The organism is Micromonospora sp. NPDC049662, from assembly GCF_040675055.1.
In the GTDB taxonomy this organism is placed as follows: domain Bacteria; phylum Actinomycetota; class Actinomycetes; order Mycobacteriales; family Micromonosporaceae; genus Micromonospora.
In genome coordinates, this window is sequence record NZ_JBFAOC010000012.1 from 22,631 (window position 1) to 38,087 (window position 15,457).

Here is a 15,457-nt window from a genome sequence, read left to right on the forward strand (position 1 = left end):
CCGGACCGGGGCAGCGACACTGATCGGTTGCTTACTTCTCGATGACCGCGAGGACGTCGCGGGCGGAGAGCACCAGGTACTCCTCGCCGGCGTACTTGACCTCGGTGCCGCCGTACTTCGAGTAGAGGACGGTGTCGCCGACCTGCACGTCAACCGGAACCCGGTTGCCGTTGTCGTCGACGCGCCCCGGACCGACAGCGAGGACGGTGCCCTCCTGCGGCTTCTCCTTGGCGGTGTCGGGGATCACGATGCCCGACGCCGTGGTGGTCTCAGCCTCGTTCGCCTGGACCACGATGCGGTCCTCGAGCGGCTTGATCGCAACCTTGGTCGCGGTAGTCACGGGCATACCCTCCTGGGGTACTGGTTTCGTTGCCGGCCAGCGGGGCTGACCAGCGTCAATCTGCCTCATGCCACCGGGCGGGGCCGTCGTCGCGGGTGCCGGTCCGCCTGGCGTGCGCACCCGGGTCGCGAGACCCGGAAGCTGGCACCCTCAGGGTGAGAGTGCTAATCGCAGGTTATTCCGTGGCTAGCACTCCGTCAAGGAGAGTGCCAGCGCGTCGCGCCCCGCCAGCGGTATTTTCCCCTCGGTCGGGAGAATGGGCAGGTGGATCTCGATCAGTTGGCGGCACTGCGTACCCCCGAGGGGTCGGCCGCCCTCACGGCGGCGGCCGAGCTGGCCGGCGGCGATCCACTGGCCGCGGCGTCGGCGCTCCGCGCGGCCGGGGTGCCGCCGACGCTGGCGGCGGCGGCCCTCACCCAGGCCGAGCTGCGCCACCGGGCGGTGGGCAAGTTCGGCCCGGCCGCCGCCGGGATGTTCCTCACCCGCCCCGGCCTGGAACAGGCCACCCGCCGGGTGGTCGCCGACCGGCGGGCCGCCCGGCTGCACGCGGCCGGCGTGCGCACCCTGGCCGATCTCGGGTGCGGCCTCGGCGCGGACGCGCTGGCCGCCGCCCGTGCCGGCATCCGGGTGTACGGGGTCGAGGCCGACCCGGTGACCGCGGCGATGGCCGCCGCCAACGCCGCCGCCGCCGGGCTGGCCGACCTGTTCACGGTCGAGTGCGGCGACGCGACCGCGTTCGACGTGTCGCGGGTGGACGGCGTCTTCTGCGACCCGGCCCGACGGGCCACCGGCACCGGCCGACGGATCTTCGACCCGCGCGCCTACTCGCCGCCCTGGGACTTCGTCACCGGCCTCGCCGAGCGGGTGCCCCGCACGGTGGTGAAGGTGGCGCCGGGCCTGGATCACGCGCTCATCCCGGCTGGCGCGGAGGCGGAGTGGGTCGGCGTGGACGGCGACCTGGTCGAGGCGGCGCTCTGGTGCGGCGAACTGGCCGAGGTGCCCCGCCGCGCCAGCGTGTACCGGAGGGAGATCCACCAGCTCACCGGCTCGGGCGACACGGAGGCGCCGGTCGGACCCCCGCGCCGCTACCTGTACGACCCGGACCCGGCGGTGGTCCGGGCGCACCTCGTCGCCGAGCTGGCCGCGGAGCTGGACGCCACCCTTGCCGACCCGAGCATCGCGTACCTCTACGCCGACCAGCCGACCCGCACCCCGTACGCGCGCTGTCTGGAGATCACCGACGTGCTGCCGTTCTCGCTCAAGCGCCTGCGGGCATTGCTGCGCGAGCGTCGGGTGGGTCGGGTGGAGATCCTCAAGCGGGGTTCGGCGCTGACGCCGGAGCAGTTGCGGCGGGACCTGCGCCTGGCCGGCGACCAGGCGGCGAGCCTGGTGCTGACCCGGGTCGCCGGAGCGCCGACCGTGCTGATCGGCCGGCCGGTGGATTAGGTTCGGGGCGTGGCGGGACAGGGCACTCCGGCAACGGCACTACTGGCCAAGCGCGGGATCGCGCACCGCACCCACCCGTACCGGGTGGCACCCGACGCTCCGAACTACGGCGCCCTGGTGGCGGCCGCCCTCGGCGTGGCGCCGGAGCGGGTGTTCAAGTCGCTGGTGACCGAGGTGGACGGCGTCCTCACCGTGGCGGTCGTACCGGTGACCGGTGAGCTGGACCTCAAGGCGCTCGCGGCGGCGGTCGGCGGCAAGCGGGCGGCGCTCGCCGAGCGGACGGTCGCCGAGCGGGCCACCGGCTACGTGCGAGGCGGAATCAGCCCACTCGGGCAGCGGCGGCGACTGCCCACCGTGCTCGACGACTCCGCGCTGGACCTGCCGACGATCTATGTCTCCGCTGGTCGGCGCGGGCTGCAACTCGAACTGGCGGCGGTGGACCTGGTGGCGCTCACCGGGGCCCACAGCGCGCCGTTGCAGGCGCGCTGACCTGTCGTTACATCGCCCTTTTCGGGGGATGTTCGGCGAGTAACAGTCGCGTTGCTGAATTGTTATCGCTTCCAACAAACTTGGGACCTGCGTGGTCTTGTGGTTCCAGTGTGACGCGGAATACGTTGCCGGACACAACAAAACAACACCTCCCCCACCTCCGAAAGGACCCTGCACATGCGTAAGGGGATCCTCACCATCGCCGCCGTGGGCCTGCTCGCGACCGGCGGTTTGACCGCCTGCGGCGACGACTCCGGCAACGGCTCGGCCGACTCCAAGAAGACTCCCAAGATCGGCGTGATCCTTCCGGACAGCAAGTCCTCCCCCCGCTGGGAGACGGCGGACCGTCGCTTCCTGGAGGAGGCGTTCAAGGCCGCCGGCGTCCAGTCCGACATCCAGAACGCCCAGAACGACAAGGCCGCCTTCCAGACGATCGCCGACCAGATGATCACCGGCGGCGTCACCGCCCTGATGATCGTCAACCTGGACTCCGGCACCGGCAAGGCCGTGCTCGACAAGGCCAAGTCGCAGGGCGTCGCCACCATTGACTACGACCGGCTCACCCTCGGCGGCTCGGCCCAGTACTACGTCAGCTTCGACAACGAGGTCGTCGGCAAGCTCCAGGGCGAGGGCCTGTCGAAGTGCCTGACCGAGAAGGGCGCCAAGAACCCTGTCGTGTCGTACCTGAACGGCTCGCCCACCGACAACAACGCCACCCTGTTCAAGGCCGGCTACGACTCGGTGCTCAAGCCGAAGTTCGACTCCAAGGAATACACCAAGGGCCCGGACGACGCCGTGCCGGGCTGGGACGGCCCTACCGCCGCGACCATCTTCGAGCAGCAGCTCACCGCGACCAAGGGCAAGATCGACGGCGTGCTGGCCGCCAACGACACTCTCGGCAACGCCGCCATCTCGATCCTGAAGAAGAACAAGATCAACGGCAAGGTGCCGGTGACCGGGCAGGACGCCAGCGTGGAGGGCCTGCAGAACATCCTCGCCGGTGACCAGTGCATGACCGTCTACAAGGCAGTCCGGGAAGAGGCCAAGGCCGCCGCGGACCTGGCCATCGCGCTGGCCAAGGGCGAGAAGAAGGACACCGGCCAGTCGGTGAAGGACGGTGACCGCGACGTCCCCTCGGTGCTGCTCACCCCGAAGGCCATCTACAAGGACAACGTCAAGGACGTCATCGCCGACGGCTACGCGACCAAGGAGCAGGTCTGCACCGCGGCGTACGCCAAGTTCTGCGCCGAAGCCGGCATCAGCTGACCGACGCCGCAGTACCCGCCGGGACGACCATCGCCGCCCGGCACGGGAGCACCCTCCCGTGCCGGGCGGCGCCCGCCGGACGGGCCCCGACCCTCCCTTAAGAAGGAGACCCCGTGTCCGCGACTCCCCTGCTGGAACTCCGCGGGATCGACAAGAGCTTCGGTCCCGTCCAGGTGCTCCGCGACGTCGCCCTGAGCGTCCACCCGGGCGAAGTGACCGCACTTGTCGGCGACAACGGCGCCGGCAAGTCGACCCTGGTGAAGTGCATCAGCGGCATCTACCCCACCGACGCCGGTGAGGTCCTGTTCAACGGCGAACAGGTGCACATCGGCAGTCCCCGCGACGCCGCAACGCTCGGCATCGAGGTCGTCTACCAGGACCTCGCGCTCTGCGACAACCTGGACATCGTGCAGAACATGTTCCTCGGCCGGGAGAAGCACAGCGGCATCGTCCTGGACGAGCCGACCATGGAACAGCTCGCCGCCGAGACCCTGGCGGGGCTCTCCATCCGCACCGTCACCTCGCTTCGCCAGCACGTCTCCAGCCTCTCCGGCGGTCAGCGCCAGACCGTGGCCATCGCCAAGGCGGTGCTCTGGAACAGCAAGCTCGTCATCCTGGACGAGCCGACCGCAGCCCTGGGCGTGGCACAGACCGCCCAGGTCCTCGAACTCGTCCGCCGCCTCGCCGACAACGGCCTGGCCGTGGTGCTCATCTCGCACAACATGAACGACGTCTTCGCCGTCTCCGACCGGATCGCCGCGCTGTACCTCGGCCAGATGGTCGCCCAGGTGAAGACCACCGACATCACTCACGCCCAGGTGGTTGAGTTGATCACCGCCGGGCGCTCGGGCGGCCTCGGCCTCGCCACCGACCCGGGCGGCAACGGCGACGGCCCGCAGCCGGCCGACTCGATCTCAGGAGGCGTCCGATGACCACCACCGCCGTGCGCAAGGACGGCCCGGCGGCCGTCACACCGCCGCCGACCGTCGGGAGCCACGTCCGCAACTACGTGAGCCGGGTACGCGGTGGCGACGTCGGCGCGCTACCAGCCGTGCTCGGCCTGATCGTGCTCTGCACCGTCTTCGCGGTCATGCGGCCGTCGTCGTTCCTGTCGGCCGGCAACTTCGCCAACCTCTTCACCCAGGGCGCGGCGGTCACGCTGATCGCGATGGGCCTGGTCTTCGTGCTGCTGCTCGGCGAGATCGACCTCTCCGCCGGCTTCGCCAGCGGTGTCTGCGCGGCGGTACTGGCAAACGTGGTCACCGTGCTCGGCTACCCCTGGTGGGTCGCCGTCCTCGCCGCCATCGCCACCGGTGTCATCATCGGCACCACGCTCGGCATGCTCGTCGCGAAGATCGGCATTCCGTCCTTCGTGGTCACTCTCGCCGGCTTCCTCGCCTTCCAGGGCGTCGTGTTGCTGCTCGTGCAGGAGGGCACCAACATCTCCGTCCGCGACGAGGTGCTGGTCGCCATCGCCAACCGCAACCTCGCCCCCGCGCTGGGCTGGGCGCTGACCGCCGTCGCCGTCGTCGGCTACGCGGCGGTGCAACTGCTACGCCACCGCAACCGGGCGGCCCGCGGCCTGATCACCGACCCGATCGCGGTGGTGGCGCTGCGGATCGGCGGGCTCGCCGTCATCCTCGGCACCGCCGTGTACGTGCTCAACCTGGAGCGCAGCCGCAACGTCCTCATCGTCTCGCTCAAGGGTGTGCCGATCGTGGTGCCGATCATCGCGGTGCTGCTGGTCATCTGGACCTTCGTGCTCCAACGCACCAGCTACGGCCGGCACATCTACGCCGTCGGCGGCAACCGGGAAGCGGCCCGCCGGGCCGGCATCGGAGTCGACCGGATCCGGATCTCCGTCTTCGTGATCTGCTCGTCCATGGCCGCCGTCGGTGGCATCGTGGCCGCCAGCCGGGCCAACTCGGTCGACCCGAACACGGGGGGCAGTAACGTACTGCTCTACGCGGTCGGCGCGGCGGTGATCGGCGGCACCAGCCTCTTCGGCGGCAAGGGCCGGGTATTCGATGCCGTGCTGGGAGGCGCGGTGGTCGCGGTCATCGAAAACGGAATGGGCCTGATGGGGTACAGCGCGGGAGTCAAGTACGTGGTGACCGGCGTCGTGCTGCTGCTCGCCGCCAGCGTCGACGCCCTCTCCCGCCGCCGCGCGGCAGCCACCGGCTCCCGCTGACCGCGCGGGAGGTAGCACCAGCATGCGCCCGGCACCGAGCCAGGAAGAGGTTCGCCGGCAGAACCTCGGGGCCCTGCTGCGGTACGTGCACGTCCACGGGCCGACCACCCGTGCCGAACTCACCACGGCACTGGGGTTGAACCGGAGCACCATCGGCGCGCTCACCGCCGACCTGGCCGGCGTCGGGCTGGTCAGTGAGGGAACGCCGAAGGAGACCGGCCGGGCCGGACGACCGTCCATTGTCGTCCGGCCCGAGTCGGCCCGGGTGTACGCGTACGCGTACTCCGTGGAGGTGGACCGGCTGCGGGCCGCGCGGGTCGGTCTGGGCGGCGCGGTGCTGGACCGCCGCGAGCTGGACCGCCCGCGTGGCCTGCTGGCCGCGGAGGCCGCGCCGATGCTGGCCGGCGCCGTCAAGGAGATGCAGCAGGCGGTCCCGGGCGGCGCGATCTGCGTCGGCACCGGCGTCGCGGTCTGCGGCATGGTCCGCCGGGAGGACGGCCTGGTGCGGCTCGGGCCCACCACCGGCTGGGTGGACGAGCCGATCGGCGCGGCGCTCGGGGCCGAGATGGGCCTGGACGTGCCGGTCACGGTCGGCAACGTGGCGGACGTGGCGGCGTTCGCCGAGCACACCAGGGGCGTCGCGGCCGGCTGCGACAACGTCATCTACCTGTACGGCGACGTCGGCGTCGGCGCCGGGATCATCGCCGGTGGGCGTCGGCTCACCGGACACGGCGGGTACGGCGGCGAGGTCGGCCACATGAAGGTGGTGCGCGACGGCAGGCCCTGCGAGTGCGGCGCCCGGGGTTGCTGGGAGACCGAGATCGGCGAGCACGGCCTGCTGCGCGCCGCCGGACGCTCCGATGCGCGGGGACGCGACGCCCTGCTGGCCGTCTTCGACGCCGCCGACCGGGGGGACGCCCGCGCCCAGACGGCGGTACGCCAGGCGGGTGACTGGCTCGGCTTCGGGGTCGCCAACCTGGTCAACGTCTTCAACCCCGAGATGGTCATCTTCGGCGGCACCATGCGCGACCTCTACCTCGCGGCGGCGGCCCAGATCCGCAGCCGGCTCAACTCGAACGCACTCGGCGCGTGCCTGGAGCACGTCCGGCTGCGTACGCCGACGCTGGGCGAGGACGCACCCCTGATCGGGGCCGCCGAGCTGGCCTTCGAACGACTGCTCGCCGACCCCCTCGACGTGGGCTGACCCGCGTACGCTGTCCGGCGTGGACGTCGAGTTGCGCGCCTCCGACGACGACCGTCACCGGGTGGTCGCCGAGCTGCACCGGCACACCACGGTGGGCCGACTCACCCTGGACGAGTTCTCCGAACGGGTCGGCGCGGTGTGGACCTCCCGCACCCTCGGCGACCTCGCCACGCTGACCCGGGACCTGCCCGCCCTGCCCGATCCCGCAGCCGCGGCGAAGGGCGACGACGGGATCGGGCACGGCCGCCGGGAGCTGCTGGTGCTCTTCGCCGTCGCCGCGCTCACCCTGCTGCTGCTCGGTGGCTTCCTGGCCGTCACCCGCTGATCCGTGTGGCACGCCCGACGGGCTCCGCATTTCCACGGCCCGAGCGGATGAACTGATCGGACGATCAGTCCGTACCAGTGGGCGGACGGGCGGCCGGCAGGGTGCGGCTGCCCGGTCCAGACGCGTTTCGGTCCGGACCGAGGAGGCACCGCAGACATGGCACCGCTCAGATTGGCCCGTCGCCGGCCGGGCAACCGGACGCACCGCGCGGCGATGTTGCTCATCGCGATCATCGCGGGGGTCGGTGTCCTGCCGGGCGTGGCCATCGCCGCCCCCGCGGGTGGGCAGCAGCTCAACGCCGCCGACATGACGCTGCTCAACGGGGTGCGCCTGGCCGGGCTGTGGGAGATGCCGGCCGGCCAGATGGCCGCCGAGAAGGGACAGTCGCCGAAGGTACGGGAGATCGGGGCCGGCATCGCCGGCGAGCACCAGAAGCTCGACCAGCTCGTCGTGGACGCCGCCAACAAGCTCGGCGCGTCCATCCCCACCGAGCCGACGGCCGAACAGAAGGGCTGGCTGGCCGAGATGCAGAACGCGTCCGGCGCTCGGTTCGACCAGATCTTCGTGACCCGGCTCCGGGTGGCCCACGGCAAGATCTTCCCGGTGATCGGCGCGGTACGGGCCAGCACCCGCGACGCCACCGTCCGCAAGCTCTGCGAGGACGCCAACGCCTTCGTACAGCACCACATGCAGATGCTGGAGTCCACCGGACTGGTCCGCTGGCCCGAACTGCCGCCGGCCGCGCTGCCCGCGCCCGGCAAGGACGGTCTGCTCGCCGCCGCCGGGGCGAACGCGGGGCCGCAGGTCGGGGTGAGCAGCACCGTCGTCTGGCTGGTCTTCCTCGCCGCGCTCGGTACCGGCGGGATCGCCACCTACCGGATGCTGCGCCGGAGCTGACCGACGATTGAGGTGGCCCGGAGTCAGCGGTCGACCTGGGTGAAGTCCCAGGAGTGCGGGGCGCGGGCCACCAGCAGGGCGGGCGGATCGGGCAGCGGACGCGGGTTGCTGCGCCACTTCGAGATGACCACGACGCGGTGGTCGGTGGACGAGAAGACCTCGCTCGACACGTGCAGCGGGTCGTGCTCCAGCTCGGGCAGGGCGGTGTCGCACACCCAGGTGATCAGGTCGGCGACGCCGTACGCCTCGGCGCGCGCCTCCCACATCCGCACGATCATCTCCGGCGTCCCCGTCACACGCTGACCGTGGTCAACGGCAGCGCCGAGTCGGCCGGCAGGTCCAGCCGGCTCGGCGCGACCCCGGCGGCGACCAGGTGCGATCCGAGCGCGGCCACCATCGCCCCGTTGTCGGTGCACAGCTTCGGCCGCGGCACCCGAACCCGGATGCCGTACTTCTCGGCCCGCTCCTCGGCCAACGCCCGCAGCCGGGAGTTCGCGGCCACTCCCCCACCGATCACCAGGGTGTCGATGCCCTGCGCCCGGCAGGCGGCGATGGCCTTGTTGGTCAGCACGTCGCAGACCGCCTCCTGGAAGGACGCGGCCACGTCGGCGACCGGCACCGGCTCACCGGCGCGTTGCCGTGCCTCCACCCAGCGGGCCACGGCCGTCTTCAGACCGGAGAACGAGAAGTCGTACCGGTGGGCCGCCAGGTCCTTCGCGGCGGTCAGGCCACGCGGGAAGGCGATGGAGGCGGCGTCACCCGCCCGGGCCTCACGGTCGATGGGCGGACCGCCCGGGAACGGCAACCCGAGCAGCCGGGCCACCTTGTCGAACGCCTCACCGGCCGCGTCGTCGATGGTGGCGCCGAGCGGGGTGACACCCCGGGCCAGGTCGTCGACCAGCAACAGGGACGAGTGCCCGCCGGAGACCAGCAGGGCGATGGCCGGTTCGGGCAGTGGGCCGTGTTCCAGGGTGTCCACCGCCACGTGCGCGGCGAGGTGGTTGACGCCGTACACCGGCTTCTCGGCGGCGAGGGCGTACCCCTTGGCGGCGGCGACGCCGACGAGCAGCGCGCCGGCCAGGCCCGGCCCGGAGGTGACCGCGATGGCGTCGATGTCGGCGAGGGTGACGCCAGCGTCGGTGAGCGCCCGCTGCATGGTCGGCACGATGGCTTCGAGGTGGGCCCGGCTGGCCACCTCCGGCACCACGCCCCCGAAACGGGCGTGCTCCTCGACGCTGGACGCGAGCGCGTCAGCCAGCAGGGTGTGCCCGCGTACGATGCCGACGCCGGTCTCGTCGCACGAGGTCTCGATGCCCAGGATCAGCGGTTCGTCAGCCATGGTCGTGTGGTCCGTCCCCGGTCGGCTCGGCGTCGCGCCGCATGACCAGCGCGTCGGTGTTGCTCGGTTGGTAGTAGCCGCGACGCACCCCGATCGGCTCGAACCCGTACGTCGCGTAGAGGCGCTGGGCGGGGGCGTTGTCCACGGCCACCTCCAGCAGGGTGCTGCGGGCGCCCCGACGGTTCGCCTCGGCGAGCAGTTCCTCCAACAGGACGCGGCCGACGCCACGTCGCTGGACGTCCCGCCGGACGGCGATGACCTGCACCCACACCTCGTCCGGTGGGGCGCCGGCGAGCCCGGCGTAGCCGAGCACCGCTCCGTCGCTGTCGGTCGCGACCCGGTAGTGGTGCCCGTTGGCCAGCTCGTTCCAGAACATGGAGGGCGACCACTGCCCGGCGCCGAACAGGTCCGCCTCGATCGGCATCGCCTCGTCGACGTGCCACCAGCGGAACCGTTCCAGCCGTACCGACGTCACGGGAGGACCGGTTTGCGGCCGGTGGCCGCCACGGCGTCGGGACGGCGCAGGTAGAGCGGGGTGAGTCGCTCGCCGGGCGCGCCGGCCCGGATCCGCTCGGCGGCGAGCAGCGCCAGCACGGTGGCCTCCGGGTAGCGCGGTTCGACCCGGACCGGCAGGTCCAGAGCCTCGGCGTACCGGTGTGCTCCGTCGCCGACCGCGACCGTCGCGCCCAGCTCACGGGCGCGGGCGGCGGCCACCGCCGGCGAGGACACCTCGGGCCCGACGACCCGCTGGCCGGCCCCGTCGTAGACAGCCCAGTACAGCTCCTTGCGGCGGGCGTCGCTGGCTGCCAGCACCGGCTCGCCGGCAGCCGCCGGGTGGCCGATGGCGTCCAGGGAACAGACGCCGTACGTCGGAATGCCGAGCACCTGCCCCATCGTGGCGGCGGTGACCAGGCCGACCCGCAGCCCGGTGAACGGCCCGGGGCCGAGCCCGGCGACTATCGCGCCCAGGTCACGCGGGCGCGCGCCGGCGTCGGCAAGGACCGCGTCCACCTGAGGCGCGAGCAGTTCACCGTGCGCGCGGGCATCGACCGTGCACCGGTGCGCCCGGGACGTGACGCCGTCCGCCGAGATCTCCACCAACGCTGCGGTCACCGCGGGGGTCGAGCTGTCCACCACGAGTACGAGCACGGTTAGCCAGCCTAGCGGCCCCGCCACCGCCCGCCCGTGACGCCCCGCCCCTCGGCCACCACCGGGCCTACCGGCGGACGAGCAGCGCCGCGACTCCACCCCTCGCCACGCCACCCCGCCGGCCGTGCGCCTTCCCGACCGCCACGCCACGCCACGCGTCTTCCCGACCGCCACGCCACGCCACGCGTCTTCCCGACCGCGACGCCACGCCACGCGTCTTCCCGACCGCGACGCCACGCCACGCGTCTTCCCGACCGCGACGCCACGCCACGCGTCTTCCCGACCGCGGCGACGGCGACGGCGACGGCGACGGCGACACCATCCTGATGAGCCTGATGCCTGTGAGTCATCAAGATGACTCACAGGCATCACTCTCATCAGCAATACCGCCGCCGCTCAGCGACGCGGCCCCGACCGTGCTGATCCCGGCCTGCAAGACCGCGAGTCGTGAATCCGCCGCAGAGCTACCGCGACCGTCTGATGCTGGGCCAGCATGCCGGGATGCCATCGACTCGCCTCGTCACCCTCCTCGGCGCCGTGCTGCGACAACAACGCCAGCGACGCGAGCTGAGCCAGCGCCAGCTCGCGGGACTCGCCGAGGTCAGCCAGGCGGCCGTGGCGCGGATCGAACGCGGCGAACGCGCGCCGAGCGTCCCGGTGCTGGAGCGGTTGTTCACCGCGATGGACGTGCAGCTGGTGGTCGGGGTCGAACCGCTGGACGCGCATCTCGACGCTCGCATCGACGAACTGGCCGCCCGCCCGATCGGCGAACGCATCGACGAACTGGGCCTCAACGAGACGCTGGACCGACTGATCGACTTTCCGCAGGTGCTCACCGGTAGCACGGCGGCGCTGTTGCAGGGCGCGCCGGTGCCGGTGGACGCCGTCGAGATCGCCCTCCGCTGGCAGGACTCGAAACGGTTCACCGGCTGGCTGGAGGCAAACTACGGCCAGCGGTGGAACGCCCGGTGGGGCGAGTTCGGCGGGGTGTGGTTGGAGCCGGAAGAGCCGGGCGAACACCGCTGGTCGACCCGGTACGGCGAGATCAGGGCGACCATGTGCGACGAGTTGCCCGAGACGATCGAGGTACGCCACGGTGGCCGCGATTATCAGGTGGTGCCGCTGGTCGAGCTGGAGTTGACCGAGCCGCGGGCCGCCGACCTGCTGCGCCGCTACCGGGCCCGGCGCCGCGCCCCGGAAAGCTGACCGGACCCGGCCAGCCGGCGCCGGACCCGGAGCAGGCCAGCCGGCGCCGGACCCGGAGCAGGCCAGCCGGCGCCGAACCCGGGCCAGGCCAGGCCAGGCTGAGGTCAGTCGGCGGTGCGCTCCCAGTCGATGGTGGGACGGCCGGCGTCGGCGAGGGCCTTGTTGGCCGCGCTGAACGGGCGGCTGCCCAGGAAGCCGCGCGGGTTCATCGGGCTCGGGTGGCCGGCCTCCAGCACGACGTGCCGAGAGTTGGTGACCAGGCCGGCCTTCTTGCGGGCGTAGCCGCCCCAGAGTAGGAAGACCACCCGGTCCGGCAGGGCGTCCAGCGCCCGGATGGTGGCGTCGGTGAACTCCTCCCAGCCGGCGTTCGCATGCGAGCCGGGGGTGGCCTGACGGACGGTCAGCACCGCGTTGAGCAGCAGCACGCCCTGCGCCGCCCAACCGTCGAGGTTGCCGCTGCGCGGCTTGGGCACGCCCACGTCCTCGCCCAGCTCCTTGAAGACGTTGCGCAGCGAGGGCGGCACCGACACGCCCTCGCGAACGCTGAAGCTCAGCCCGTGCGCCTGACCGGCCCGGTGGTAGGGGTCCTGCCCGAGGATCAGCACCCGGGTGGCCTCCGGCGGGCAGAGCCGGTACGCCGAGAAGAGGTCCTCCAGCGGCGGGAAGACGGTCTGCGTCGCGTACTCCCGGGCGACGAACTCGGCCAGCGCGGCCGTGCGGGCCGGGTCGAGGTGCGGGGTGAGCACGGCACGCCACTGCTCCGGCAGCAGCGCCAGCAGATCCAGGGCGGGGGCATCGTCGGGCATCAGAAACCTCTTCCAGCGCGGGTCGGTCGCCCGCACTCTAAGCATCACGTCCGACAGCGCCGCGCCCTAACCCAGCTCGGCCAACCGCCGAGCCCAGTCACCACCGACCGGATCCAGCTCGACGACTCGGGTGTCGTCGTCGCGGCGGTCGATACGGACCCGCAGGTGCGCGTCGACCAACTGCTCCACCAGGCCCTCGCCCCACTCCACGACGGTCACCGACGCGTCCACCGAGGCATCCAGGTCCAGGTCGTCGATCTCGGCGCGCGGGTCGCTGGCGGCGCCCAGCCGGTACGCGTCGGCGTGCACGAGGGCCACCCGGCCGCCCCGGGCCGGATCGGGCCGGTGGACCCGGGCGATCACGAACGTCGGCGAGGTCACGTCCCCGAGGACGTTGAGCCCGGCACCGATACCCTGGGTGAGCGCGGTCTTGCCGGCGCCCAGCGGGCCGGTCAACAGCACCAGGTCACCGGCCCGCAGCAGCCCGGCCAACCGGCGGCCGAACTCCCGAGTGTCCTCGACGGTCGGCAGTTTGACGACGAAACTCACCGGTCCTCCATGCTCTCCAGTGATTCGAGGAACCGCTCCAGCGCGGCGTTGACCTCGTCGGCGTGCTCCAGCATCACCACGTGACCACTGTCTTTGATCTTGATGAACTCGGCGTGCGGCAGCCGCCGGACGATCTCCTCGGAATGGGTCACCGGCGTGATCATGTCCTTGTCGCCGACGACCACCAGCACCGGCGCGTTCGCCAACGCCGCCAGCGCCGGGAAGCGCGAGTGCGTGGCGAGGGTCCGCAGGTAGCGGGTCACCGTGTCGGCCGAGGTCCGGGAGTTCATGGTCTCCACGTAGGACACCAGCCGAGGGCTGGGCTTGCGGGTGCCGAAGCCGTACTTGCGGGTCAGCAACCAGGCCACGTTCGAGGTCGACTTGCGGGCCCGGTCGATCACCGGGCCGCCGTACCGCGTGGCGTTGCTGACCATGTAGAGCACCGGACCACCGACCCGGCCCAGCAGCGCCGGGGCGACCAACTTGGTCTCCGCGACGAGACCGCCCGACGTGGCCATCAGCACCGTGCCCACCACCCGGTCACCGAACAGCTCCGGGAACAGCTCGGCGAACGCCATGATCGTCATGCCGCCCATCGAGTGGCCGACCAGCACCAGTGGCCCCTCCGGGGCGACCCGGTCGATCACCCGGCGCAGTGTCCGGCCGAGCACGGCCAGGTCGTACTCGCCGGTCTCCAAGCGACCGGACTGGCCGTGACCGGGCTGGTCGTACGCCACGATCCGATAGTCGCCACGCGCGGCCAACATCTCGCGCTGGAAGTGGAAGGTGCCCATGTCCAGGCAGAACCCGTGCACCAGCACCACCGTCGGGTGCCCCGGCACCGGACGGGTCGGCTCGACCACCTCGACGTGGATGTCGGTGCCGTCCGGCAGCTCCAGCCGGAACGCCTCGTCGTACCTCTGTTCGCCGAACGTCTCCTGGGCGTAGCGGTCGGTCGGGTCGGTCTTGAGCCGGCGGACCAGGGTGCGTTCGGTCGCGACGCCGGCGGCCAGACCGGCCGCCGCCACCCCGACCGCGGCCCCGACCAGGCCGGCGACGCGGCCGGCCGCGGTCCGCGGGCGCGGGATGCGGTACGCCATCAGGGGCGCTCACCGTCGTAGACGCGCGGCACCCGGGTGCTGCCGAACCGGGTGACGATCTCGTAGTTGATCGTGCCGACCGCCTCGGCCCAGTCGTCGGCCGTCGGCTCGCCGTCGGCGCCGCTGCCGAAGAGGGTCGCCACGTCACCGTCGGCCACCGGGTCGTCGCCGCAGTCGAGCACGAACTGGTCCATGCAGACGCGTCCGGAGACCGTCCGCCGCGCGCCGGCGAGCTGTACGGGGCCGGTGTTGGAGGCGTGCCGGGGTACACCGTCGGCGTACCCGAGCGGCACCACGGCCAGGTTCGCGTCCGACTCAGTGGTGTAGGTGTGGCCGTAGGAGACGCCGGTCCCGGCGGGCACCCGCTTGGTGAGCATCACCCGGGCGCGAGCGGTCATCGCCGGACGCAGCCCGTACGTCTCGCCGGCCACCGGGGACAGGCCGTAGATAGCCAGCCCGGGACGGACCAGGTCGAAGTGCGTGTCGGGGCGGGTCAGGGTGGCCGCCGAGTTGGCCAGGTGCCGCCACCGGGGGCGCAGCCCGGCCCGCTCGACCATGGCCAGTCCCTCGTGGAAGACGGCGAGCTGCCGGTCGGTGGTCGGGTGGCCGGGCAGGTCGGCGTACACGAAGTGGCTCCACACACCGACCACCTCGACCAGGCCGTCGGCCTGGGCCTTCGCGGCGGCGTCGAGCAGGGCCGGCCAGTCGGCGACGGTGGCGCCGCCCCGCGACAACCCGGTGTCGATCTTCAGGTGCAGGCGGGCGGGGCGCTCGGCACGCCGGCTCGCCTCGATCATCTCGTCGAGCTGCGGCACGCTGGCGGCACCGAGATCGACCCCGGCGCTGACACCCTCGTGCAGCGGCAGCCCAGGCGCGAGCAGCCACGCCAGCACGGGCGCGGTGATCCCGTTCCGGCGCAGCGTGAGCGCCTCGTCGAGGGTGCAGACGCCGAGCCAGTCGGCCCCCGCGTCGAGCGCCGCGCGGGCGGCCGGGAGCATGCCGTGGCCGTACCCGTCGGCCTTCACCACCGCCATCAGCTCGGCGGTGGTGCCGGAGCGGAGCCGGCTCACGTTCTCGCGGATCGCGTCAAGATCGACACGTACCTCGGCCTGCCACATGCGCCCAGCCTACTTTCCAGCCTGATCACCGT

General features: G+C 72.2%; 18 protein-coding genes. 9 read left to right on the top strand and 9 right to left on the bottom strand.

From position 1 onward, the window contains the following. Positions 1 to 31: 31 nt before the first annotated feature. Positions 32 to 346 (bottom strand): co-chaperone GroES, encoded by a 315-nt coding sequence (gene groES / locus AB0J36_RS12080; protein ID WP_030330046.1) that lies wholly within the window; start codon positions 344 to 346, stop codon positions 32 to 34. A gap of 258 nt (positions 347 to 604) precedes the next feature. Between groES and AB0J36_RS12085 the strand changes: the two genes are divergently transcribed. The 8 genes from AB0J36_RS12085 (at position 605) to AB0J36_RS12120 (ending at position 8,158) form a co-directional block, all read left to right on the top strand. Continuing rightward, complete coding sequence (locus AB0J36_RS12085; RefSeq protein ID WP_357174429.1) at positions 605 to 1,786, top strand: methyltransferase domain-containing protein; 1,182 nt, start codon at positions 605 to 607, stop codon at positions 1,784 to 1,786. Positions 1,787 to 1,795: 9 nt separating this feature from the next. After that, positions 1,796 to 2,275, top strand: coding sequence for a Cys-tRNA(Pro) deacylase (ybaK, locus tag AB0J36_RS12090; protein WP_357174426.1), 480 nt, complete (start codon positions 1,796 to 1,798; stop codon positions 2,273 to 2,275). A 177-nt stretch (positions 2,276 to 2,452) separates the two neighbouring features. Next, entirely contained in the window at positions 2,453 to 3,541 is a 1,089-nt protein-coding gene (locus tag AB0J36_RS12095; protein WP_357126335.1) for a substrate-binding domain-containing protein, read from the top strand. 113 nt (positions 3,542 to 3,654) lie between these two features. After that, the gene (locus AB0J36_RS12100; RefSeq protein WP_357126338.1) at positions 3,655 to 4,473 is read left to right on the top strand and encodes an ATP-binding cassette domain-containing protein; all 819 of its coding nucleotides are present in this window, start codon (positions 3,655 to 3,657) and stop codon (positions 4,471 to 4,473) included. Next, positions 4,470 to 5,732, top strand: a complete 1,263-nt coding sequence (locus AB0J36_RS12105) for an ABC transporter permease (protein ID WP_357174423.1) — start codon at positions 4,470 to 4,472, stop codon at positions 5,730 to 5,732. Before AB0J36_RS12100 ends, AB0J36_RS12105 begins: the two co-directional genes overlap by 4 nt. Positions 5,733 to 5,754: 22 nt before the next feature. Next, entirely contained in the window at positions 5,755 to 6,936 is a 1,182-nt protein-coding gene (locus tag AB0J36_RS12110; protein ID WP_357126345.1) for an ROK family protein, read from the top strand. Between the two features lie 19 nt (positions 6,937 to 6,955). Continuing rightward, positions 6,956 to 7,261 (top strand): DUF1707 domain-containing protein, encoded by a 306-nt coding sequence (locus tag AB0J36_RS12115; protein ID WP_357126348.1) that lies wholly within the window; start codon positions 6,956 to 6,958, stop codon positions 7,259 to 7,261. A 156-nt stretch (positions 7,262 to 7,417) separates the two neighbouring features. Continuing rightward, positions 7,418 to 8,158 carry a DUF4142 domain-containing protein gene (locus tag AB0J36_RS12120; protein ID WP_357126351.1) on the top strand — a complete coding sequence of 247 codons (741 nt, stop codon included), beginning with the start codon at positions 7,418 to 7,420 and terminating at the stop codon, positions 8,156 to 8,158. A 23-nt stretch (positions 8,159 to 8,181) separates the two neighbouring features. Here the strand turns inward: AB0J36_RS12120 and AB0J36_RS12125 are convergent, their stop codons facing one another. Genes AB0J36_RS12125 through tsaB form a run of 4 tightly spaced genes read right to left on the bottom strand, consistent with a single transcriptional unit; the run spans position 8,182 to position 10,646 of the window. Then, positions 8,182 to 8,436, bottom strand: a complete 255-nt coding sequence (locus tag AB0J36_RS12125) for a hypothetical protein (protein ID WP_053660576.1) — start codon at positions 8,434 to 8,436, stop codon at positions 8,182 to 8,184. A 14-nt stretch (positions 8,437 to 8,450) separates the two neighbouring features. Then, entirely contained in the window at positions 8,451 to 9,497 is a 1,047-nt protein-coding gene (gene tsaD / locus AB0J36_RS12130; protein WP_357126354.1) for a tRNA (adenosine(37)-N6)-threonylcarbamoyltransferase complex transferase subunit TsaD, read from the bottom strand. Continuing rightward, entirely contained in the window at positions 9,490 to 9,972 is a 483-nt protein-coding gene (gene rimI / locus AB0J36_RS12135; RefSeq protein WP_357126357.1) for a ribosomal protein S18-alanine N-acetyltransferase, read from the bottom strand. The genes tsaD and rimI overlap by 8 nt, the downstream gene beginning before the upstream one ends. Beyond that, positions 9,969 to 10,646, bottom strand: a complete 678-nt coding sequence (tsaB, locus tag AB0J36_RS12140) for a tRNA (adenosine(37)-N6)-threonylcarbamoyltransferase complex dimerization subunit type 1 TsaB (protein WP_357126360.1) — start codon at positions 10,644 to 10,646, stop codon at positions 9,969 to 9,971. The genes rimI and tsaB overlap by 4 nt, the downstream gene beginning before the upstream one ends. 501 nt (positions 10,647 to 11,147) lie before the next feature. Here tsaB and AB0J36_RS12145 point away from each other — a divergent pair. Next, positions 11,148 to 11,852 carry a helix-turn-helix transcriptional regulator gene (locus AB0J36_RS12145; protein WP_363660487.1) on the top strand — a complete coding sequence of 235 codons (705 nt, stop codon included), beginning with the start codon at positions 11,148 to 11,150 and terminating at the stop codon, positions 11,850 to 11,852. A gap of 104 nt (positions 11,853 to 11,956) precedes the next feature. Here AB0J36_RS12145 and ung read toward each other — a convergent pair whose 3' ends face one another. The 4 genes from ung to alr all read right to left on the bottom strand — a co-directional run bounded on the left by ung (position 11,957) and on the right by alr (position 15,425). After that, positions 11,957 to 12,658, bottom strand: a complete 702-nt coding sequence (gene ung, locus AB0J36_RS12150; RefSeq protein ID WP_357399260.1) for a uracil-DNA glycosylase — start codon at positions 12,656 to 12,658, stop codon at positions 11,957 to 11,959. A gap of 66 nt (positions 12,659 to 12,724) precedes the next feature. After that, positions 12,725 to 13,207, bottom strand: coding sequence for a tRNA (adenosine(37)-N6)-threonylcarbamoyltransferase complex ATPase subunit type 1 TsaE (gene tsaE, locus AB0J36_RS12155; RefSeq protein ID WP_357126369.1), 483 nt, complete (start codon positions 13,205 to 13,207; stop codon positions 12,725 to 12,727). Next, positions 13,204 to 14,307, bottom strand: a complete 1,104-nt coding sequence (locus AB0J36_RS12160) for an alpha/beta hydrolase (protein WP_357126372.1) — start codon at positions 14,305 to 14,307, stop codon at positions 13,204 to 13,206. The genes tsaE and AB0J36_RS12160 overlap by 4 nt, the downstream gene beginning before the upstream one ends. Continuing rightward, on the bottom strand, positions 14,307 to 15,425 hold the full coding sequence (gene alr / locus AB0J36_RS12165; RefSeq protein WP_357399266.1) for an alanine racemase: 1,119 nt from the start codon (positions 15,423 to 15,425) through the stop codon (positions 14,307 to 14,309). The genes AB0J36_RS12160 and alr overlap by 1 nt, the downstream gene beginning before the upstream one ends. Positions 15,426 to 15,457 lie beyond the last annotated feature (32 nt).

Coding starts and splice junctions, on each gene's coding strand:
- groES (WP_030330046.1), bottom strand. CDS start 346: ATGCCCGTGACTACCGCGACCAAGGTTGCGATCAAGCCGCTCGAGGAC.
- AB0J36_RS12095 (WP_357126335.1), top strand. CDS start 2,453: ATGCGTAAGGGGATCCTCACCATCGCCGCCGTGGGCCTGCTCGCGACC.
- AB0J36_RS12105 (WP_357174423.1), top strand. CDS start 4,470: ATGACCACCACCGCCGTGCGCAAGGACGGCCCGGCGGCCGTCACACCG.
- AB0J36_RS12110 (WP_357126345.1), top strand. CDS start 5,755: ATGCGCCCGGCACCGAGCCAGGAAGAGGTTCGCCGGCAGAACCTCGGG.
- AB0J36_RS12120 (WP_357126351.1), top strand. CDS start 7,418: ATGGCACCGCTCAGATTGGCCCGTCGCCGGCCGGGCAACCGGACGCAC.
- AB0J36_RS12125 (WP_053660576.1), bottom strand. CDS start 8,436: ATGATCGTGCGGATGTGGGAGGCGCGCGCCGAGGCGTACGGCGTCGCC.
- tsaD (WP_357126354.1), bottom strand. CDS start 9,497: ATGGCTGACGAACCGCTGATCCTGGGCATCGAGACCTCGTGCGACGAG.
- AB0J36_RS12145 (WP_363660487.1), top strand. CDS start 11,148: ATGCCATCGACTCGCCTCGTCACCCTCCTCGGCGCCGTGCTGCGACAA.
- ung (WP_357399260.1), bottom strand. CDS start 12,658: ATGCCCGACGATGCCCCCGCCCTGGATCTGCTGGCGCTGCTGCCGGAG.
- AB0J36_RS12160 (WP_357126372.1), bottom strand. CDS start 14,307: ATGGCGTACCGCATCCCGCGCCCGCGGACCGCGGCCGGCCGCGTCGCC.
- alr (WP_357399266.1), bottom strand. CDS start 15,425: ATGTGGCAGGCCGAGGTACGTGTCGATCTTGACGCGATCCGCGAGAAC.